Below are 21,110 nucleotides of genomic sequence, written 5' to 3'. Positions count from 1 at the left end.
GAGGACTGCCATGAATTCTTCGTTTCGACATCTCGGCGTTGCTTGTGCAGTCGTCGTTGGCGCTCAAGATCGGGCTGCCTCATCGCCTTTGGTCAGTCGAATGGCTCATTTCTCCCGGCGGAGCCAAGCCTGCGTCCACTTCGGACGAAGCGCGGACAGGCGGTTGCGTCACCGGATGACCTCTCAGGTCGCCATAACCAGAATTCCAGTGTAGGTAAGGTGATGCAGCAGTTGATCCGCTCCGTGTGAGGCCCAGTAGGCTCGGGTCGTCATGGCAACCGGGTAGAGGTGCGAATGTACCGCCTTCACGTGGTCAATCAGGTAGTGGATCAGAAATTCTGCCACCGCCAGGAGCGTGACCGTCTTGGCATCCAATCCGAATAGCAAGAGCCCCGGAATGGTGCCGGCCGCGTGGATCGCTGCATGGGCATAGCCGCCCGGATGGCGGATGTCGCCCTTGCCCTGCAGAATCCAGGCCGGCTGCAAGAGATAGTCGGCGGCGAAATGCTTGACCTGCAGCCAGGCGAGTAGGCCAATAAGGGAAAATGCACTCTCCATGCTGCCTCCTCCCTCATGTCGGGGCCGATTTCCTCTCCAAGGTGAAAATTGGCACCGGTTGCGACTTGCCGCGCACCATCGCTTCGCCCAGCGAGCGCGCATCGACCTGATTGCAGGTTCGCTCCAACGTCTCGCCACTCAGCACGATTTCTACGCCATTGTCTTTCGCGACGCCGACGAGACGGCTCGCGAGATTCACGGCATCGCCGATCGCGGTATAGCTCAAGCGTTCGGCCGAGCCGATATTGCCGACGAGCGCCGTGCCGCTGTTAATGCCGATCCTGACCCTCACCGTGTCGTGGTGGGGTGCCAGCGGCGGCATGGCATGCATCGCATTACGGATGGCGGCGGCGGCACGGCAGGCGCGTAGTGCATGATCGGGCTCGTCGTTCGGGGCATTCCAGATCGCCATCACAGCGTCGCCGATGAATTTGTCGACCGTGCCGCCCTCGGCGTGGATCGCGGCGATGGAAAGCGTGAGGAAGCGGGTGAGGTGCGGCTCGACACCGGCGCCGAGTTCCTCTGTCATCTCGGTGAAGCCAGGAAGGTCGGCGAAGAGGACAGTGATGTCGGTGAGCTTGCCGCCGGGCTTGGGCTCTATGCCGCCATCGACCAGTGGCCGAACCACATCCAGCGGCATGAAGCGGGCGAAGGCCGATAGGCCTGACGACATCCGTTTCAGCGCCACCGAAAAGTCGTTGAGTTCAGCCAGCATCGTAGGCGTGTGGCTGACTGCACCGAGTTCAAAACGTTCGACCGCATGTAATTGCTGGGCAAGCCGGGCAAGCGGCCGGGCGAAGAGCAGGCGAGCGAAAACAATAGCCGTGACGGCGGCGAGCAGCGCGATTCCCGCAATGATGAAGAGCACGCGCTTGGTGTTCTCGTCGATATCGCCTGCAAACGTAGAGCGTGGGATTGCCGTCAGCAATCGCCAATCCTCGAACGGCAACGTGTTGGATGAAATGAAGACCGGGCCAATCGCGTCGCTCTGCTGAAGCGTGCGGAAGGCACTACGAGGATTGGCCTTGCGCGCGGACGCGACGGCGGCGGAAAGCGCATCGGCCTTTGGAAAATCAGCGAGATGGGCGGCCATGACGCCGTCTGACGGCTCTGATGTCGCGAGAACGACATCGTCCTTAGCGAGCACATAGACTTTGCTCTCTGAGGGGAGGTTGAGATCCTGCAGCGTCAGTGACAATTTCCGCAGGCTGACCGCCACCATGACGACGCCTTCGAGCCGACCGAAGGCCTCGACACGCTTGGAAAGAACGATCGACGGCTCGAAGCCGCTGGGCAGGATATCGACAACAGTCCAGGCCGGATTCCTGCTGTCTTTGCCCTTGCGATACCAGGACGCCCCCTCCGTCACATAAGCGCTCTCGGTCTTGACGCGCTCTTCGAAGAATATGTCGCCGGGGATCGGCTTGTATCGGTCACGGCGCAGCGTGCGAGGTTCGCCGGGCGCGGCTATACCGATTTCGACCATCTCGATCCGGCCATCGGGGGCGGCATGTGAGCCGAAGAAGCGCCCATCGGTGAAACCGAACCCAATCCAGGCGATCGCCGGCTGCTCACGCAGCAGCGAGAGAAATAAGAACTCGCGCTTGACCTCGTCATCGGGCTTGATGGCGCCCTGGAAGAAGACGGAGCGGATTATTTCCGCCGTGCTCGATACGAGTGCGAGTTGCGAGGCGAGTTCGTTGCGGACGGCCCCAGTGCTCTGCGCATCCAGGGCCGCCACGACATTGTCGACATTGGCACTCGCGGTACGTTGCCAGATCAGATGTACGAGGACCGCGGTCGAGATGACGGCAAGCAGCAGCAGCATAGTGACTGCGCGGCCCATCTTCACGCGTGGAAGGGAATCAGCGCTCATGGCGGTCGGTGATGAGGCGGGCGCTCCGCTCATAGCGAAGATAGGCCAGGCCCCAATCCATGAAAACCACCAGGCGATTGCGGAAACCGACGAGGAACCAGAGATGGGCGAGGTTCCAGATCAGCCAGGCCGAAAACCCGGACAACCTGATCCGTCCGAAATCGGCGACCGCCGCCTTGCGGCCGATCGTGGCGAGATTGCCGAAATGCCGGTAGCGGAATGGCGCGACCGGATTGCCCGCGATGAGCGCCCGGATGGCATGCGCGGCATGCTCGCCCATCTGCTTGGCGGCTGGCGCTGTGCCTGGCACGGGATGGCCATCCTCGTTCTTCGCCGCGGCGGTATCGCCGATGACGAAGATGTTGTCGTGGCCTTGGACATTCAGCCGTTCGTCGACCACCGTGCGGCCGGCGCGGTCCGCCCCTGCGCCGAGCCATTTGGCCGCTTTGGATGCCATGACACCTGCGGCCCAAAGCACGCATGCCGAACGGATGTGGCGGCCGTCGGCGAGCATGACGCCTTCGCCATCGCAATGGGTGACGGCAGCGGTGGGCAACACTTCGACGCCCAGGCTTTCGAGCTGACGCTGCGCCTTTGCCGACAGGCAGGCCGGCATGGTGGGCAGGATACGGCTGCCGGCTTCGACCAGTACGACACGCGCCGAAGCGGCATTGATGTGACGGAAGTCGCGAACCACGACCTTGCGGGCAAGTTCGGCAATCGCGCCGGCCATTTCGACGCCTGTCGGGCCGCCGCCGACCACAACGAAGGTCAGTAACGCCGCGCGCCGCTGATCATCCTGGGTGACTTCGGCGTGTTCGAAAGCGGAGAGAATCCGGGCGCGGATCTCAGTCGCATCGCCTATCGTCTTGAGGCCCGGCGCGCTTTCGGCCCACTCCTCATGGCCAAAATAGGCATGACGGGCGCCGGTCGCGACAACAAGATAGTCGTAGGGGATAGAGCGCTCGGCGGTGTGAACAAGCTGCATGGCTGTCTCGATCCGCTCGACCCTTTGCATCAATACCGTCACATTCTTCTGGCGCGACAGGATGCGGCGGATCGGCATCGCGACTTGCGCGGGGGATAGGCCTGCAGTCGCCACCTGGTAGAGCAGCGGCTGGAAGAGGTGATAATTGCGACGGTCGACGACGGTGATATCGACCTGGATATTCTTGAGCGCCATGGCTGCGGCAAGACCGCCGAAGCCGGCACCGAGAATGACCACGCGCGGGCGGCCATTCCCGGGCATTGGGCGGATCATGTTCGGCGCACCGCCCGTCATCGCGCCCTCGGCTTCGATCCGCATGGATCAGCGCTCCCGCGAGAAAAAGCGGCCGGCGAGATGGTCGAGCGAGATGGCGCCCGCGCCTCGCGCGAAAATCAGCAGCAGCGGAGCCGCCCAGGTCAGATGTTCGCCCCAATGCGTGGGATAGACGAAGATCTGGATCGTCGCCACGACCCCAAGCAGCATAAGCGCCGCGAGACGCGAGAAGAGGCCCAAGAAGATCAGGATTGCACCCGACAGTTCGGCGGCCGTGGCAAGCAGGGCTGCAACACCGGGATCGAGCACCGGCAGGCGGTATTCGAAGGCGAAGAGCTGGACCGTGACGGGCCAGGAGGCGAGCTTGCTCTGCGACGATTGCCAGAACACGTTCGCAACAGTAAGCCGCGAGACGAGCTGCACCGCCGAAAGCGGCACGGATGAGGCCAGCCGGAGTGCCTGCGAATAAAGGCCGGCAAAGCCGCCTCGTTCGGGCACGGATGTCGGGGTTATCATGGTCATCGATCCATTCCTTGTCAGTTGATGTTTGGAGGTTGGTGACGGACGCGCGTGACAAGTCCGTCGGCGAACAGACCGCCGAGCGAGGCGACGAGGTCGAAATTCGGATCGCGCGCGGCGGCTTTTTTGACGGCATGTTCAAGTCCGCGGCCACTCTTCAGCGCCTGCAGAAAGGCGTAATGGGCGCCGTTGAGGCGGAGAAAGCGAACGCTGTCTTGGTTCCGCCACAGCGCGATCCGCTGCGGTTGCCTTCTGATGTCGCTAAGCTGATCCAGATCGCCGCTTGCCTGGTGTGCCGACCAGATGTCGAGCGCCGGCCAGCGGCAATAGAGCAGTCGCAAAGACCGTTGGAGGATCAGGTCGGGCATGGTGTCTTTGCCACCCCGGGAGAGTTCCGCCATATTCGCAGGCGGCAGCGCCGGCGCATCGAGCGCCTCGGCGATCAGCCATTCAAGCCGCGCCGTATCGGCGATGAAGGGCATAGGCTTGAGGTCTTCGAGCCGGCCGAGGAAATCGGCGAAGTCGCTGCCATAGCGTACCAGCCGCGCTTCGGACGGCGGGCTCACACGAATGAAGCTTGCGGCAATATGGCGGAAATACCGCTCTCCAATCAGGCTGACGGCGACAGGAAAGACGGACACGAGCGTGGCACTCAGCGATGCGAATGTGTTGTTGCGGTAGATATTGAAGCGGCGCATCGGATCGAAGCGGCCGCCCTTATCGAACGAGGGGCCGAGATCCGGCCCTCGACGGTTAAGAATAGCATGCGCGACGGCGCGCTGCAGTTCGAGTTCAGACAGCATGACGCGCCCTCCGCGTGACGGAGTTGCTTGCGAAAACCGATGGGGTGATCGTCGTCAACGCCGAGATCGCAGGCATGGCGCCGCGTGCGAGATTGCTCGTGGAGGGCAGCTCGATGCCGCGGAACTTGCGGTCCCGCTGCTGGGCGATCTGCGGCGCACCACGCTTCTCGAAACCGATCGAGGCGGCCATCATATCGGCCCACATTGCTTCGCCGAGCAGCACATCGAGCGCGGGAACCTCGGTGTCCCATTCAATCAGCGTCGGGCGTGGGCCGATCTTGCGCAGCACATGCGCATAGAGCGACCAGACGGCCGGCGGCACGCGGGAGCCGTGATCGTCGATCAGCACGATGTCGCCCTCGACCTCGTTGACTGCATGGCCGGCGAGATGGATTTCGCCGATGGCATCGGCGGGCAGGTCGTCGATGAAGGCCTTGGCGTCGAAATCGAGATTGCAGGCCGAGACATAGACATTGTTGACGTCGAGCAGGAGGCCGCAACCGGTACGCTTGACGAGTTCGGCGAGGAATTGCGCCTCGGTCATCGTGGAATTGGCGAAGGCGATATAGGCCGACAGGTTCTCGATGAAGACGCGGCGCTGCAGCCTGTCCTGCAACTGGTCGACATTGGCCGCAACGATATGGAGCGCATCTTCGTCGTAGCGGAGCGGCAGGAGATCGTTGAGATAGGCGCCGTCGGCAACGCTCCAGGCTAGATGTTCCGAGACCAATGCTGGCTGAAACCGGATGCACACGCTCCGCAACCGTTCCAGATGGTCCCGATCAAGGCCCGAAGCGCTGCCCAGCGAGAGACCGACGCCATGCACCGACAGCGGATAGGTCTCGCGCAATTTTTCCAAAGCATCGACGGCGGCGGAATCACCCATGTAGTTTTCAGCATGGACCTCCAGCCATCCCGCCGAAGGCCGGCGGGAGATCATATCGGAAATATGCGGGGAGCGCAGACCAATGCCCGCGGCATCCGGCACTGGAAGATTGGGAAATATCTTGGACATCGGTCACTCCTTCATATGGGTTGAATGAAGCTGGGGGGGCCTCAGGCCTTGGGTTCGATCGCGCCGCCGGAAATCTTGGCGCAGGTGCCGGCCGGCACATAGACCCAGGCATCACCCTGGTTGTCGGCTGTCGAGGTGCCGGCGCAGGAATGGGTGGCCGTCTGGCAATCGTTAAGGCCGGCCTTGACGACGCCGTAGCACTTCTCGAACGAGAATTCGGGCTGTGCAGCAGGGCCGGCAAAGGCGCTGGAGGCAGCCATGGAGGTGATGGCAGCAAGAGCGGAGCCGATGAGGATGCAGGTCGAGTTCATGGAAATGTCTCCTGGTTGAGTTTGGATCAAACCGGTTTCCGGCTTGACTGAATTACTTTCCCGCATTGCCGGTGATGTTTGAAATGCTGTTGCGGCATGGTTTTCATAGACCGGCGCTATGCGCGGCGGCGCCTGGCGAGAAGGCAAAAAATATCCCCCCGGGGCGACCGGGGGGAGGAAGTGGCATGCAGCGAAGGACCGAGCGGACCGAACCGGCGACGCGGAAGGAACTCCTTGGAAAATCAGAGATATCGTTCGCGAATGTCGACTGTCGAGCGCTTGCCGATGTCCTGGTAGTTGGCCAGCAGCCACATGTCGGCGCATTCCCGGCCGCGGTCGCGCAGATCGACCAACGCCCCCCAATCGGCATTGAGCTTGCTCGACACGGAAAGGCTCTTCATCGTCTCGTCATCGGAGATGCCGTGCACGAAGATGCGCTTGAGATTGCCGGTACTTTCCGGAGATGCATCAATCAAATCGGTGACGAAAGCCACCGCCCGCATTTCCCGCAGCAGCGACGAATTGAAACTGATCTCGTTGATGCGATTGAGTATCTCGGAGGCGGTGTGTGGCACCTCGGCACGCTCGATCGGATTGATATGGACGACCAGCACATCCGGCGTGTCGCAGCCATAGATCAGCGGAAAGATCGCCGGATTGCCCATATAGCCGCCATCCCAGTAGGACTCGCCGTCGATTTCGACAGCCTGAAACAGGAAAGGCAGACAGGCCGAAGCCATGATGGCATCGATCGAGAGCTCGTCATTGCCGAACACCTTGACCTTGCCGGTCCGGACATTGGTGGCGCAGATGCTGAGCTTCACCGGGCAGCGCGCCATCCGGATCGCATCCATGTCGACCGATTGGTCCAAGATCTGCCGGAGCGGATTGAAATTGAAAGGGTTGAATTGGTAGGGCGACATCAGCCGCGTCACCATGTCGAACATCATGAAGGCCGGCGAGAATTCCAGCGCCCGAGATCCGGTCACCCTGTCGAAGATCGTTGGCTGCAGAGGCCCGGATGCCGATGCATGGCTGACGCGCCGCCAGAAATTGGCGAGCGCAGTCTGCGCCCCACTCCGCCCGCCTTCGGCCAGGCCATAGGCCAGCACCGCGGCATTCATCGCGCCGGCGCTGGTTGCGACAACACCTTCGAAGGACAGGTTCGGCTCGTCGAGCAGCCGGTCGAGCACACCCCAGGTGAAGGCGCCATGCGCGCCTCCGCCCTGGAGCGCCAGATTGAGCGTCCGCGGCCCTCGCTTAGGGGAGGCGACACCTGCACCGTCGGCGCTCATTTTCTTCACGTCTGCGTGCTTGTTCATGCTCGTCACTCCCTGATTTGCACTGGTTGACATGTTCAATGCGCAGTCCACCCGCCATCGACCGGAATGGCCGTGCCGGTGATGGAGCTTGCCAGATCGCAGCAGAGAAAGACGCTGAGCGCGCCCATTTCCTCGACGGTTGCGAAACGCTTGGTCGGCTGGTTCTTGAGAAAAACGTCGCGGATCACTGCGTCGCGTGCGATGTTATGCGACTTCGCCTGCGCGTCGATCTGCTGCTCGACAAGCGGCGTCCAGACATAGCCGGGGCAGATTGCATTCGACGTCACGCCGAACTCGGCGCCTTCCAGTGCAATCGACTTGGTGAACCCCACCATGCCGTGCTTTGCTGCGACATAAGCCGACTTGAAGGGCGAGGCGACAAGGCCGTGAGCTGAGGCGACATTGATGATGCGGCCATAACCGCGCTCGCACATGCCGTCGAAAGTGGCCTGGACAAGATGAAAGGCGGCCGACAAGTTGATCGCCATAATCGCATCCCACTTCTCGGGCGGAAATTCGCCTATGGGAGAGACATGCTGGATGCCGGCATTGTTGACGATGATATCGACCTGGCCGAACCGGGCCTGTGCGCGCTCCACCATCATCAAGATAGCGTCGCGCTTCGACATATCGGCGCTGTCATAGGCGACATCGACATCGTTGCCTTCGGCCATCTCGGCTCGCAACGTTTCGATCTCGGCCGGATCGCCGAAACCGTTGAGCATGATCGAGGCGCCTGCCCTTGCCAGCGCATGGGCAATGCCAAGGCCGATGCCGCTGGTCGAGCCCGTCACGATCGCCGTACGACCCTCGAGCATCTTCCGGCCAGCCAGGGATTCGGTTTCTGTAGCAAGCAGATTGAGCATCGCATTCTCCATTTTTAGGCGCCACGACGTGTAGCTTCCCGTTCAAAATGGCGCGGCTGCAGTCATAAGAGAAATGCCGCTCGCTAATGGAATTGATAATTCAGTGGCATTGGCGGAAGATAGCGCTCGGGACCAGAATAGATGCACTGGCATACATTTGGGTTATTGGAGAGCGGATATGGATATTCATCACATCCGGTATTTTCTGGCCGTTTGCGAAACACGCAACTTCACGCGCGCGGCGCAGAACTGCAATGTCACCCAGCCCGCGCTGAGCCGCGCCATTCAGCAGCTCGAGGACGAGGTGGGCGGCCTGCTTTTCCGTCGCGAACGGAACCTCACCCACATCACCGATCTCGGCAACCTATTGCGTCCGCGTTTCCAGCAAGTGCAGGACGAACTTTTAGGCGTCAAAACCGAGGCGTCGAAATTTCTCTGCCTCAACGATGCGCACCTCAAGGTCGGCATCATGTGCACGATCGGACCGCGGCGCTTTACCGGCCTGCTCACCGACTTCAACATGCGCCACAAGGGCATCCAGCTCCAACTCGTCGAGGGCATTCCGGCCAAGTTGTCGGGCTTGCTGGAACAGGGCGAGCTCGATATCGCGATCATGTCGAGCGCCGACAATTTTCCGGAACGCTTCGATGTGACGCCGCTGTTTCGGGAACGGTTCATGCTGGCCTTTCCGTCGGGGCACCGGCTCAGTCAATACGATGCCATTCCGATCGCCGCGATTGATGGCGAGATCTATCTTCGCCGTGTCAATTGCGAGTACTGGGACTATCTGACAGATCTCTGCGACGCCCAAGGCGTGAGCACTATCGTCTCCTATTCGAGCGAACGGGAGGATTGGATTCAGAATCTTGTCGCCGGAGGGCTCGGTATCTGTTTCATTCCGGAATACAGCGCGGTCGTGCCTGGCCTGCAAGTCCGGCCCGTCGCCGAACCGGAGGTGACCCGCGAAGTCTGCCTTGTAACCGTAACTGGCCGCCGCTTCTCCCCCGCCGTCTCGACTTTCGTCAGCGCGGTCAAATCTTACGGTTGGGCCACGCTGCCAAGCCGGTCGCACTGAAAGCATAACGAATGCAATGATTTGTGCTCCGTGTCCTGGCGATGCGGAGGCGTCCGCACGTCCTGCGTTTCACGATAGCTTCAGGCTATGGAATTGAGAATAAGGCGGCATTTCTCATTCGCCATCGAGCTCTCCATGCTCCTTGTCATGCCCGGCGCGAACGCTTCATCCGGGCTCAACAAGGAGAACTCTGATGAAATTCGACCTCAATGCCAAGCGCATGACACTCGCCACCGTCCTCACTCTCGCATCCTTCACCGCCATCCCGACCGGCTATGCCCATGCCGGCGAATGCCCGGTTGATCAGGTCGCCGAAAACGGCATGCAGCCCGGCGAAATGATGCCGAAGAACGTGACCGACGAAGTCATTTCCTCGATCGATCTCGGCTCCAAGGGCGATGCCTGGAAGAACAGTGCCCTACGCATGCGCAAGCTCGTCGTGCAGCCCGGTGGCGTCGTGCCGTGGCATTCGCATGAGGTTCGCCCGGCCAATATCCTGATCGTTTCGGGTGCGATCACCGAATACCGCAGCACTTGCAAAGTGCCGATCGAGCACAAGGCCGGCGACGTGACTGCCGAATTCGGCATGCTGTCGCATTGGTGGAAGAACAATGGCAGCGAGCCGGCTATCCTCTACTCCGCCGACATCCTCACCTCGGAAGCGCAAAAGCACGAATCCATGTGAGCTGCTCCCAGGCTCGCTGAAAGGCGTCTCCGGTCCCGCCAGATCGGAGATGCCGCACCACTTCATCCAACTGTTGGAGCGATCGCCATGACCGGCATCGAGCACGTCCTCAATCCGCCGCGCGCAAATCTCGGAGCCGACACCGATCGTTGGCGCTTTGCCGTCATCGCGCTGATCGCCTTCCTGACGCTGGTCGATCTCTTCGCGGCCCAGGCAATCCTGCCCACACTTGTCGAGAAATTCCAGGTCAGTCGCGCCGCCATGGGCTTTGCCGTCAATGCAAGCACTTTCGGCATGGCCGTCGCCGGCCTTGGCATTGCCTTCTTCGGTCGCAGGATCGATCATCGCAGCGGTATCTGGATCAGCCTTGCGCTGCTTTCCCTTCCCACGACAGCTCTCGCCTTTACCCACGATCTGAAAGTTTTTGCCTCCCTCCGTATCGTCCAGGGCCTCTGCATGTCGGCAGCCTTCACACTGACCATTGCCTATCTGTCGGAACACTTCTCGCCAACGCAAGCGACAGGCGCGTTGGCGGCCTATGTGACCGGCAATGTCGCGAGCAACTTCTTCGGTCGCATCCTCTCCGCAGTCGTGGCCGGGTTCGGTGGGCTTGAAATCAACTTCCTCACCTTCGCGGCCCTCAACATCGCGGGCGCGCTGCTTGTGCGGCTCACCCTCAAAAAGACCTCGGCCATGATGCAGACTAGCGAGGACGGATCATTCAACATGCGCCGCTGGACCTATCATTTCGCCGATGGTGAGCTGCGCCGCGTCTTCGCGATCGGCTTCCTTATCCTTTTCGTCTTCATCGGAACCTTCACCTATGTGAATTTCCAACTCGTGGCTCTCGGCCTGTCGCCGATGACGCTCGGCCTCGTTTATCTGGTATTCCTGCCGTCGATGTTGACCACGCCGATGGCAGGCAAGCTCGCGGCGAGGATCGGAGCGAAACTAGGGATCATCTCGACGCTTGGGCTCGCTGTTGTCGGCCTCGCGGCACTTCTGAGTGTCAGCTTGCCTCTGGTGTTGGCCGGACTGGCGCTTGTGGCAATAGGGACATTTCTCGCCCAAGCGATCGCCACCGGATTGGTTGGCCGACGCGCAGTCACGGACAAGGCAGGCGCTAGCGGAATTTACCTCGCGTCCTATTACACCGGGGGTCTCGCAGGCAGCCTAGTACTCGGCCAGATCTATGATGAGATGGGCTGGCCGACCTGTGTCGGCGTGCTCGTCGCAGCGCTGCTTGCAGCCATTGTGATCGCTCTTCCCATCGGCTCAACGCCCGGTACGTCTCGGTTATAATCCAAGGTCATCGAAACGCACATCGAACGGCATTATCCATCCCGGACATCACCAGCGACAATCCAGGCGTATCGTCCAACCCAACAAAGGAATGAAGAAATGCCCAGGTTTATCAGTCAACTATTCGCCTTCACCATGCTGACCTCCGCCGCTCTCGGCGTGACCTCCGCCAGCGTCGCACAGGCCGGTAAGCGTGATGGCGTCGTCACGCTCGAGAGTCGCTACTCGGTCAGCGAGACCGTAAAGAGGATCAAGGCCGACGTCGCCGAGAAGGGAATCATACTATTCGACGACATCGACCAGGCAAAGCTCGGAAATGCCGCCGGCAACAAGGTCCGACCGTCCCGCCTGATCCTGTTCGGGAATCCCGCGTTGGGAACGACTTTCATCACAGCGAGCCCGACCTCCGGTCTGGATTGGCCGGTCCGTGTTCTCGTCTATCAAATGAAGGACGGTTCGGTGAACGTCGCCTATAACGATTTCGGCTGGATTGCCCGTCGCCACGGCATCGGCAACCGCAAGAAAGAGCTCAAGATGGCGACCGAGGTGATTGAGTCGGTAACCTCATCGGTTCGCAAATGAGTACTTCTGGCTTGGGTGAGACACTCGCCCAAGCTCCAATTTAAAGCTGAAGAGAGTAGCGACCTAAAGTTCCTTGCGATGGTCAGCTTCTCGCCGAGTATGCGAATTCTTAAAGACCAAAGCCATGGTCATTCAATAGCGAGGGGCTCACGGCTTCGCGCCGGAATGGACCGCGTTTTGCCTTGAGGTAGTTTGTGTCGAACTTCGGCCCCATGCTATCATCTGCGGCGGAACGCGTGCTCACCGAGGGGATCGGCATGGAACGCAATCTCGCAGCAATTCTTGCCGCCGATATTGCCGGCTACTCGTCCCTGATGGAGATGGACGAAGGCGGCACGTTCAAACGACTGAGAGCTGGCCACAGCGAACTGCTCGAGCCCGAAATCAAGAAGCACAATGGGCGTATTTTCAAGCTGATGGGCGACGGGTTGCTCGCTGAATTCGGCAGCGTCGTCAATGCGGTAGAATGCGCTGCAGCACTTCAACGGGGGATGGCCCAGCACAATGCTGAAACCCCCGAAACCGCGCCTTTGGAGATACGCATCGGCATCAACCTCGGCGAAGTGATCGTCGATGGTGACGATCGCTACGGCGAGGGTGTGAACATAGCCGCCCGTCTGCAGGCGCTCGCCTCGCCCGGCGGCATCTGCGTTTCAGGAAAGGTATCGAAGGAGGTCGCAGGCAAGCTCGCATTTGCGTTCGAGCCAATGGGCGACCAGATGGTTAAGAACATCGCAGAACCGATCGCTTGCTATCGCGTGAACTTCGATGGGGGATCGCCAGACCGCATTGAGACGCCGCCTCACAAGCGCAATTCCGCGCAGAAGAAACTATGGATCGCTGTCCTGCCCTTCAGCAACATGAGCGGCGATCCCGAGCAGGAGTACTTTTCCGACGGCATCACCGAGGACATCATCACCGACCTGGCGAAGATCTCGGATCTCCATGTCGTCGCCCGGAACACGACGTTCACCTACAAGGGCCGAGCGGTGATCGGCAAATTGCGTCGCATTCGCTTGCCATGGGTACCTCTACGTGGGCGTCTCAACCGCGCTCGCCGCGAGGTCTCCGGTGAGGCCTTTTTCAGCCGCGATATAGTCCGATAGCAGCGCCGGCGCGGATACCAATCTCCTATCGTTATTCTCCGGCCAGAGCATCGCCTCCCAATCCCAACTTGCGCCCTTAAGTGTCCCGTGGATAGCAAGGCCAACGGCCTGTGCCATGCGCGGCGGCACCGCGTTGCCAATCTGGTCAGCCGTCGCTTGCTTGCCCCCGACGAATTCCCACTCGTCCGGGAAGTCCTGAAGCCGGGCACGCATCCTCGCCGTCAGTGCGGGCATGAAGCCCGGTCTCGCTGCCTGCTCCCTGGTGGGGGCCGTTTCCGGCAGGCCTGCGATATCGACGCCCTTGGAGCCCCAGCGAGCTGCCTCTTTGGCGCGCGGCTTCCCGCGGCGCGTCACGATGGTGGATGCGATGGCGTTGCTCTCCCGACGCTCTCGTGCCCATTCGCGCGCGCCTTCCCAGCCGTTCGCCGCCATCAGGTCGACGAGAACGTCCCCGAGATTGGTGCGTCGCTGCGGGAATGTCGGCGGCATCCGGAAGGAGCGTGCGAGATCCTTGCGAATTCCGATGATCAGGACGCGGCTTCGTTCCTGAGCCAGCCCATAGTCTTCAGCATGGATGCGATGAATGTCGACCTCGTAACCAGCGCGCCTGAATCCGCAGAGGATGTCGGCGACGTGATCCGAGTGACGTGCCTGAAGCAAGCCATCGACGTTCTCGAACAAAAACACCTTCGGTCTAATTTCATCGACAATGCGAACGCATTCCGGAAGCAAGTCCCGCGTGTCGTCCTTGCCGAGGCCGTAGCCATCGGATGAATAGGGCTGGCAAGGAGGGCCCCCGCTCACCAAGTCGATATCAAGCTGGCGGTATAACTTGAAATCCATCTTCCGGAGATCCTCCTTGATGACTGTCCAGTCAGGGCGGTTCCGGCGGAGCGTGGCAGCAGCATGCTTGTCGTACTCGATGAGCGCGATGTGTTCGAAGCCAGCCCGCTCGAGGCCTATCGACATTCCCCCGGCTCCTGCGCAGATCTCGACGACCGTCGGGCGCTTTTCAGCGGGAGGCAGTTCTCGAAGGTTCGCCTTATCCTCTTTGCGCCCAGGTAACGCTCGCCCGGTCAGAGCATTGAGCGACTGCAGCCACGGATGCGCCCGGCCGGGATCAGTCTCGCCGACGCCGCCGGCAAGGGGCAGGGTGCCGTCCTCGAGATGCATCAGGGCGCGATACGCCACCGATAGCTCGTATGCGGCCGAACGCGGTTTAAGTTCCTCAGGAGCGCGATGATCCGAGCCGAACAGATCTTCGAACCCTGCCCGCAGTTCGCCAGCCTCGTGCCGGACATTGTCGGCCCCGAGTTCGGCAGCATCTCGGATGTCGATGATGCCGGATACGAACGAACGGAGCCGATCGAGGAAAGCGGCGGAGGATGCCTGTATTCGCTTGCGCGCTGCCGCTGCCGTGACCTTGCTGCCCCGCTCGGCCATCACTTCCTCAGGGGTCAGCTTCGACTCGCGCAGACGCTTCCGAATGATCGATATGGCCTTGAGATCGATCCTTTCGCCGATATCCATCCTCTCGAGGATTTCCGAACTGGTTTCCTCGTCTACTCCGACCAGCGCCTTCAGGACTGGGAACGAAATCCGGTGTTTCTGGAGAAGCTCCTCGCGGCCGCGCAGCCTGCTGCTGCAGCGAACGTAGGTGGAGAGTTCCGTGGACGGCACGTTGCAGGTGGCCCGGAGGAATTCTCGGGCTTCCTGTTCCGAGACTGTTTCGAGGAGCTTCTCGACTTCTTTAGCCATCTGGAGAATCCGCGACGACATCTGGCTCTGTAGAGCGATGATCCGCGTCTTCGCGTTGGCTAGGGCTTCCGCCTTCGAATTCATTCCTTGACCCCACGATTATGCAATCACGACGGATGCATACCGGCTGAAGTCTTTCTGTCCCGGAACAGGATTCGTTCAAATGCGAGCGATTGGTGCACGAAGCTTTTCTCTCCGCGTTGGTTCGCCGTGATTAACTCTGCGACGGCAGGTCGGTGACCGGGCGGACGGAGGCTTCCGTCGTTCGGCGTCCCACTTCCTCACTCAGTCGATACCATCGGCAAAAGTTCGATTGCGGGTTTACGCTGGATCAAGGTTCCGTGTGACCGGTCGACGCCCGGTGGTCTGGTCGCTGTTCGGCCTTTCCCTCCAGAACTGGAAAAAGTCGACTCTGTCGAGGAGGTGCTCAGTGTGCATGACGCACTTGGTTTCCTCCTCGTCATAGGGCGCTGCTAGGCCCACGAGCTCGCTTGCGTCGCCGAGCACGACGTAGTCGAAAGAGACCCTGTCTTCCTCAGCGCAGCCCGCGACATGGCGTAGGAGCGACAGCTCTGCACCGGGCAGAACGCCGACCTTGAAGATCTCGGGAGAGACGATTTCGTACCAGGCCGGCTCGAAGCGCACGGACGGATGAAAGTAGAGGTGCGGCGAAGACAGTAGCTCCACAGGAACGAAGCAGCGTACCGCGCTGGTTCTGCCGGAGGTGTTCTCGCGATAAACCACGAGCGTCTGAACCTCCTCTAGCCGACGTGAAGAGGTCGTTTGAAATTTAATTTCACCATTCGAAGCCATGGCGATCCGCTGTAGGTCCTCGTCGCTCCGGATATTTTTCAGACTGGTGAGGTATACATAGGCGACGTTTCTTAGCTTCCTCGTTCCCTGCAAATTCCACCGCGACGACCGCAACCTGCCGGAGGTCACTATGCTGGCATATGCGTTTGGCGTTGTGTGATGAAAAAGCTCGATCTGAAAATCGTCAGCGGAACTCTTGTGCGCCGTTCCCGCCGCATACGGCGCCATGTGACGAGGGCCGACGAACTCGCATTGATGAAGCTGCGATCCATCCAGATAGGACCTCACGCGGGAACCTGATCGGATCCGCACCAAAATGCGCGTCGGGTTCTTCGACCTGGGCGGGGCGACGTCCATCGACAGCGTTGCGACGTCGGCACCGGGTTCGACGTCGAACCCAATCTGGCACGGTCCGAAGAAGGAGGGCTGAAAAAATCGCCAGGGTCCGAAACGTCCGAAGAGCAGGTCGGGGACGAGTACCGAGCCGCGCAGCGAATGACCGAGACGGAGTTTGATGAATCCTTCATGAGTGTCGAATCCCCCCAGTCCGGGGCGCGAGAAACGCGATGGGTCTCCTGCCAGCATGGTCACTCCATGTTAAAGACGCCGGTCTTCGGACGGCGCCTTCGCTTCTATCGGAATTCCGGCCCGCTGTCTCAGAGGCGTCTTCGCAACCCAGTTGGGCGCGGACGGCGGCAGGTGGCGACCTCGGCGCCCTGGCCGTACGCGTTCGATATCACGGCCGGCTCCGCGACATGCTGACGACACCGCCGAAGGAAGTAGAGATTAAGGCTGGCTCGCCGTGGGTTGTACTTCGTTCCCTGTCCTCGGCGAAGCCCGACCCCAGACTCATAGACGATCCCGACTATGCCGCATTCTCATAGTCTTTTTTCACTGACTCTCAAGCCATGCCTTCCAGTCGAAGCTCTCATAGCCCTCCGGAGACGTGCCGTCTGCGAGCATAAGCTCGCTTCCACGCCATGCCCGCGCAGTGACCGTTTCGGAGACGTTCAGCCAGTCGTGTTCGAAGATGCTCGTGAAGTAGTCCGCAAGAGGCACGTCGTCGAACAACAGGCTCGCGTCGCGATTCGTCGTCGCGCCCATGTTCGTGAGGTTGTGGCTGCCCAAGAGGAGGTGACGGCCGTCGATGATCATTCCCTTGGTGTGGCAGCCCTTTTGTCGCTTGATGTGGGTCGGGTCGAAGCCGAAATCCTTCAGTGCCTCGAACATCTCGCGCCCCTTTGTCGGGTCGCGATCCTGTACCCGGAAGATCATTCGTACGTCGTAGCCTTTCTTCTGCTTTGTGAGGATCGTCTCCCAGAGCGTCCTGTATCTGCCGTCAGCCTGTTCCGGCGGCACCGACAGACTCTGATTCTGGATGAGCAGGCTTCCGCTGCATCCTTTGACGGCTTCGATAACGACGTCGAGGTAGTTGTCGGGCGTCAGGATGGGTTGCACCACGAACCGCCGCGTATCGTCGAAAGGCGCGAAGTAGCGGATAGCGGGAGCGGCTTCCAACGCCGGAGGGGCAGTCGGGCCGACGAAGAACAACTCGGGCAGAGCAAGGTCTTGTGGCCTGGTATTCTCGTTCGCCTTGAAGTCACCCATGATGGCAGTTCGGTAAGCTTTGGCGAGACCGGCATGCTCGATGACGGCGTGCCACTCCCTGTTCTCTTCCTTCAGGAGCTTCTTGAGCAGATCGATGTCGCCTGCGGGATCTGCATCGGGCTGGCCGCTCTGCTTCCAGTTCCCGCTCGACAGCCAGATAGCGTCGTCATCCCGCACGAGAACCTTGATATGATAGTCGTGATTGACCCATCCGTTTACCGATCCCAACTTTACCCAGGCCACGTCGAGCTTGCGGGAAAGGAGAGGGCGCATATCTCTTACCATGGCCTCGCTGTCGGGCGTGGAGACGGGGTTCCTTGTGCTGCCTTTCGCGGAGTCGAGGACGAGGGTCAGCTTCTTGAAACCCGGCCTGCTGGCGACGTCGACGAGCGCGTCTCTGATATGCGGAGCGGTGAACTCGTACATGGCGCCGACGAGCTTTTCACGAGCGCTACCAATAAAGGTTCTGAGGGTCGGCCATCCTGCGTCAGGGCTGACGTGTGCGAGCACGCGCATGGTGTCGCTCACCTGAGCCAGCGAAAGCCCCGCGGGAGGAGCGTATTTGATCTCCTCTGCGGAGAGTTTCGCGGGAAGTAGCAGCTCTGTTCGGTTGGCGCCGACCGAAAGACGCAGCAGGTCTTCGACCGACGGTCCCATGACCTCGACTGGATATCCTTCGAAAGTGGTGGGAAGCTCCGTTACTCCAGCTCTCGCAAGCTCGGCCGGCGATCGCTTTTTCCTGACGACCACGACGAGAGCTCGCCTGTCCGTCACCCCCTTGTCGTCGAAGACCCAGCCGGCCCGGATTCGAAGTATGTCATCCCGACCCCTGGTGAGAACCTCACGGGCGCGTCGAAGGGTCGTATCGAGATCGGGAGAGGGGGTGACGATACTGGTATCGCTTGCCGGGGCAGGGGTAGGCGTGGGCGTAGGTGCTGCCGGCTCTGGGACGTTCGAAGCCGAGGCGCTTCGCGGAGGAAGATTTCCAAGTGCCACGGAAACCGTCAAGGGAATAGTCCAGGTCACGACGCCGTCCGCGGTCTCCGCGGAGATCGCTCGGTCTGGTCGGGCGTCGGGAAGCCGTTGGCGGACCTGAGCGATGTCTGTCGTCGAGCGGGAGGCCGGCTCAGTTCTCATCTGCTCAGTGACCGGCGGGCTGCCTGGAGCGAAGACCTCGTCGAGATAGCCGCGGCCTGTTGCGGCGGAAGAGGCGCGGGATCGCCAGTTTGCGAGCAGCGAAGGAATGCGTATCCCCTCATTCGCGATCCACTTGATACGATCTTCGCCCATTGTCTCGCGCCAGACCGTGTTGTCGACCGCAAGGATTTGACCGGCGTCGTTTGTTGCCCACACGCCGGCGCGGTGAAGTGCCACAACCTGCCACTGGTCGTTATAGACGGGTGCTCCGGAAGAGCCCGGAGCCGTGTCGGTCCGATAGTGAAGAAAGCTCTCAGGCTTTTCCGTGACTTCGTTCTGACGGAAGGCAAGCTGTTTCGGCTGGCCGGAGGGATGTTGGATGATGTTGGCGAACTGACCCTTCGTAATCAGCGTCTGGTCGTCGTCGATGAGAGCGTTGAAGCCAAAGCTAGCAATGTCCTCGCCTCCCTCGCCAGCCTGCTCCAGCGCCACCAATGCATAGTCGAGCTGCTGATCCGACAAATAGAACTTGTCCGGTCGGAGCTTGAATATCGCTCCGCTGCGCGCGGCGCCGTCTCCGAGCTGCGTCTCGTACCCGAACTCCGCAGATGAGCTTCGAGCGATGTCGGCGGTCTTCAAGACGTGCCAGTTGGTCAGCAGGACGCGAGGTGAAACCAGGAAGCCCGTGCCGTACCCTATCAGAGAGCCGCTTGGCGCGCCGACGCGGACACGGGCTACTGTTTTAGCGACAGTGAGAGCGGCTTGCAGGAAGACGACCTCGAGGAGATCGCTCGTTCCCAGCACTCGTTCCGCACGGCGGTCTGGTGAAAGATCCGCTCCGCCGATCGGAGCGGGACCGACCGGCAGGATGGATCTGAATTCCGTTCCGTCCGGAGAAGGTGCAAGCGCGCGCTTTTTCCAGAACTCGTCGATAGCGGCGGACGGCTTCACCGCCGTGGTTCCGGTCGACGTCAGGTCGCGGGTACCCTTCTGATGCCCGCTGTAGCCCTTCCATCGAGCTGTAATTTCATCGACGATCGATCGATCAAGCAGCATGCCGTCCCCCCGGACGAATTCATTTCGTTATGGATATTCAACTGCGATCTTGGGTCGCCGCGTCCCATTAGCGCAATGAATTGGGACAGGCGTGCGACAATTTTGGGTTGATCTTATCGACGTCGTTCGCCGCGTCAAGGTGAGGTTCTCTTCCAGAAGGGAAGACGTGATTGAGGCTGTGTCGGACAACTGGCAACTCCGGATGAACGCATCCTCAGTCTTCGCGGAAGGAGCCTTATGTGAGCCTCGACGAGACGACCGTCGATAAGCACCCCGAAGTACTCAAGCGCATCTTCTACGCCACGTCGGCGCAGGATTTGCCGCTGGATGATGTTGGGCCCTGCGGCCGTCGACGAAGACGAGTTTCGCTGAAGCTGTGCCGACCGCTACGGAGATGCTCGACGTGTCGGGCGTCCTGCCTGTTCGGCATGGCGACCTTCTAGCCACCCCGGTCTGATGGATTTCCCGCAGGGCTTATCGAGATTTCACCCCTTGCGCCGGCGGCTATGAAGCCTGACCTTGGGGTTGTGGAGAATGCCGAATGAACCGCGATACCGAGATGCAATGCAATCCAGAAGAAGCCGCCGCTCTCGAGCTTGCGATACGCTCCGTCGAATGCGGCAGCTTGGTATCGCTAAGGGACGCATTAGATCGGGCCGCGCGCCTCGGCATGGCAATGGACCATTTTCCATGGTCGAGTTTTCGGGAACGATCGAAGCTTTGGGAGGTGGTTGAGCGACAGTATGGGCCGGGTTCCGTGTACAATCTCGGTCATCCGCTGATCGAGCGTATGCGCAAGGAAGCGTGCCATGCGCTTCGGCGAGACCCCGAGCATTTCGAGAACGCCGAGCGGTATCGGGCATCGGTCGCTACGGTTTCGGTTCTGTATGAGCGGGTAGCGTGAAGATGCCGTCGATCCGGACCTGGAGGTCGAACGAATTTGAATCCTCAGCAATCGACGTTCCGTCCCTGAAGAGCTCGACTGACATTTCATCGGAGTGTCCATAGACGGTAATGAATTTCAGTTGGCCTCCCTTCCCTGGATCCAGCACCCGTCGTTCAACGTCGCTGGACGCTTGCCGCATTGCCGCTATTATTCCGTTCTGCTGAGCTATGGTTATCTCGGCCTTGCTCTTGACCTTGGCAAGGTGGCCGTTTTTTAGAGCTTCGATTTCATTGTGCTGCTTTCGCAGGACTTCTTCGCGTTCTTTTGCCAACTCGTTCAGTAAGCAACACTCGATGTCATGCTGAATGGCCATCAAGGCCTTCATGAGACCTTCATAGTCATCCCCCGTGACCAACCTTCCCCAAGACAGCTTGACCATGTAGGTTGTTTTGTAGATTGGTTCCGCCAAGCCAGGTCGGAACTCAACCTCGTGCTTCAGGCCAAGTCGTTGCATCTTATCCTCTTTTCGGCATGCATCCCAGTTCAATGCCTCTATTAGCGAGAGGCTCTT

General features: G+C 60.4%; 19 protein-coding genes. 6 read left to right on the top strand and 13 right to left on the bottom strand.

Annotated features, from left to right (window positions below; translation table 11 throughout):
• Positions 1-183: 183 nt before the first annotated feature.
• The 9 genes from MOV76_RS05470 to MOV76_RS05430 form a co-directional block, all read right to left on the bottom strand.
• A complete protein-coding gene (locus tag MOV76_RS05470) occupies positions 184-558 on the bottom strand; it encodes a DUF3307 domain-containing protein (RefSeq protein WP_130751339.1) in 375 nt (124 codons plus the stop codon).
• Between the two features lie 13 nt (positions 559-571).
• Entirely contained in the window at positions 572-2,434 is a 1,863-nt protein-coding gene (locus MOV76_RS05465; RefSeq protein WP_247263982.1) for an adenylate/guanylate cyclase domain-containing protein, read from the bottom strand.
• A complete protein-coding gene (locus MOV76_RS05460) occupies positions 2,424-3,740 on the bottom strand; it encodes an NAD(P)/FAD-dependent oxidoreductase (RefSeq protein WP_247263981.1) in 1,317 nt (438 codons plus the stop codon). The genes MOV76_RS05465 and MOV76_RS05460 overlap by 11 nt, the downstream gene beginning before the upstream one ends.
• 3 nt (positions 3,741-3,743) lie before the next feature.
• Entirely contained in the window at positions 3,744-4,217 is a 474-nt protein-coding gene (locus tag MOV76_RS05455; protein ID WP_247263980.1) for a DoxX family protein, read from the bottom strand.
• A 14-nt stretch (positions 4,218-4,231) separates the two neighbouring features.
• Complete coding sequence (locus MOV76_RS05450) at positions 4,232-5,017, bottom strand: putative DNA-binding domain-containing protein (protein WP_247263979.1); 786 nt, start codon at positions 5,015-5,017, stop codon at positions 4,232-4,234.
• Positions 5,007-6,032 carry a DUF692 domain-containing protein gene (locus tag MOV76_RS05445; RefSeq protein WP_247263978.1) on the bottom strand — a complete coding sequence of 342 codons (1,026 nt, stop codon included), beginning with the start codon at positions 6,030-6,032 and terminating at the stop codon, positions 5,007-5,009. The genes MOV76_RS05450 and MOV76_RS05445 overlap by 11 nt, the downstream gene beginning before the upstream one ends.
• Positions 6,033-6,073: 41 nt before the next feature.
• On the bottom strand, positions 6,074-6,343 hold the full coding sequence (locus tag MOV76_RS05440; RefSeq protein ID WP_163875367.1) for a DUF2282 domain-containing protein: 270 nt from the start codon (positions 6,341-6,343) through the stop codon (positions 6,074-6,076).
• 242 nt (positions 6,344-6,585) lie between these two features.
• Positions 6,586-7,665, bottom strand: coding sequence for a patatin-like phospholipase family protein (locus MOV76_RS05435; protein WP_247263977.1), 1,080 nt, complete (start codon positions 7,663-7,665; stop codon positions 6,586-6,588).
• Positions 7,666-7,700: 35 nt separating this feature from the next.
• On the bottom strand, positions 7,701-8,531 hold the full coding sequence (locus MOV76_RS05430) for a 3-hydroxybutyrate dehydrogenase (protein WP_020048749.1): 831 nt from the start codon (positions 8,529-8,531) through the stop codon (positions 7,701-7,703).
• Positions 8,532-8,709: 178 nt separating this feature from the next.
• Here MOV76_RS05430 and MOV76_RS05425 point away from each other — a divergent pair, with 178 nt between their 5' ends.
• From MOV76_RS05425 to MOV76_RS05405, 5 genes are all read left to right on the top strand, one after another.
• On the top strand, positions 8,710-9,606 hold the full coding sequence (locus MOV76_RS05425) for a LysR family transcriptional regulator (RefSeq protein ID WP_130751478.1): 897 nt from the start codon (positions 8,710-8,712) through the stop codon (positions 9,604-9,606).
• 193 nt (positions 9,607-9,799) lie between these two features.
• Positions 9,800-10,291, top strand: coding sequence for a cupin domain-containing protein (locus MOV76_RS05420; RefSeq protein ID WP_247263976.1), 492 nt, complete (start codon positions 9,800-9,802; stop codon positions 10,289-10,291).
• 87 nt (positions 10,292-10,378) lie between these two features.
• Positions 10,379-11,593, top strand: a complete 1,215-nt coding sequence (locus tag MOV76_RS05415) for an MFS transporter (protein ID WP_247263975.1) — start codon at positions 10,379-10,381, stop codon at positions 11,591-11,593.
• 99 nt (positions 11,594-11,692) lie between these two features.
• Complete coding sequence (locus tag MOV76_RS05410) at positions 11,693-12,175, top strand: DUF302 domain-containing protein (protein ID WP_130751322.1); 483 nt, start codon at positions 11,693-11,695, stop codon at positions 12,173-12,175.
• A 257-nt stretch (positions 12,176-12,432) separates the two neighbouring features.
• Positions 12,433-13,281, top strand: a complete 849-nt coding sequence (locus tag MOV76_RS05405; protein ID WP_247263974.1) for an adenylate/guanylate cyclase domain-containing protein — start codon at positions 12,433-12,435, stop codon at positions 13,279-13,281.
• Here MOV76_RS05405 and MOV76_RS05400 read toward each other — a convergent pair.
• The 3 genes from MOV76_RS05400 to MOV76_RS05390 all read right to left on the bottom strand — a co-directional run bounded on the left by MOV76_RS05400 (position 13,207) and on the right by MOV76_RS05390 (position 19,653).
• Entirely contained in the window at positions 13,207-15,039 is a 1,833-nt protein-coding gene (locus MOV76_RS05400) for a DNA cytosine methyltransferase (RefSeq protein ID WP_247263973.1), read from the bottom strand. The two genes, MOV76_RS05405 and MOV76_RS05400, sit on opposite strands and share 75 nt — an antisense overlap.
• A gap of 321 nt (positions 15,040-15,360) precedes the next feature.
• Positions 15,361-16,437: a hypothetical protein gene (locus MOV76_RS05395; RefSeq protein WP_247263972.1), complete on the bottom strand. Its 1,077-nt coding sequence runs from the start codon at positions 16,435-16,437 to the stop codon at positions 15,361-15,363.
• Between the two features lie 306 nt (positions 16,438-16,743).
• A complete protein-coding gene (locus tag MOV76_RS05390; protein WP_247263971.1) occupies positions 16,744-19,653 on the bottom strand; it encodes a trypsin-like peptidase domain-containing protein in 2,910 nt (969 codons plus the stop codon).
• A 541-nt stretch (positions 19,654-20,194) separates the two neighbouring features.
• Here MOV76_RS05390 and MOV76_RS05385 point away from each other — a divergent pair.
• Positions 20,195-20,557: a hypothetical protein gene (locus MOV76_RS05385; RefSeq protein ID WP_247263970.1), complete on the top strand. Its 363-nt coding sequence runs from the start codon at positions 20,195-20,197 to the stop codon at positions 20,555-20,557.
• Here the strand turns inward: MOV76_RS05385 and MOV76_RS05380 are convergent.
• Positions 20,523-21,053 carry a hypothetical protein gene (locus tag MOV76_RS05380; RefSeq protein WP_247263969.1) on the bottom strand — a complete coding sequence of 177 codons (531 nt, stop codon included), beginning with the start codon at positions 21,051-21,053 and terminating at the stop codon, positions 20,523-20,525. The genes MOV76_RS05385 and MOV76_RS05380 overlap by 35 nt on opposite strands.
• Positions 21,054-21,110: the final 57 nt, after the last annotated feature.

Source organism: Rhizobium sp. PRIMUS64 (assembly GCF_023006465.1).
GTDB lineage: Bacteria > Pseudomonadota > Alphaproteobacteria > Rhizobiales > Rhizobiaceae > Rhizobium > Rhizobium leguminosarum.
This window is presented reverse-complemented; position numbering and strand designations above follow the sequence as displayed.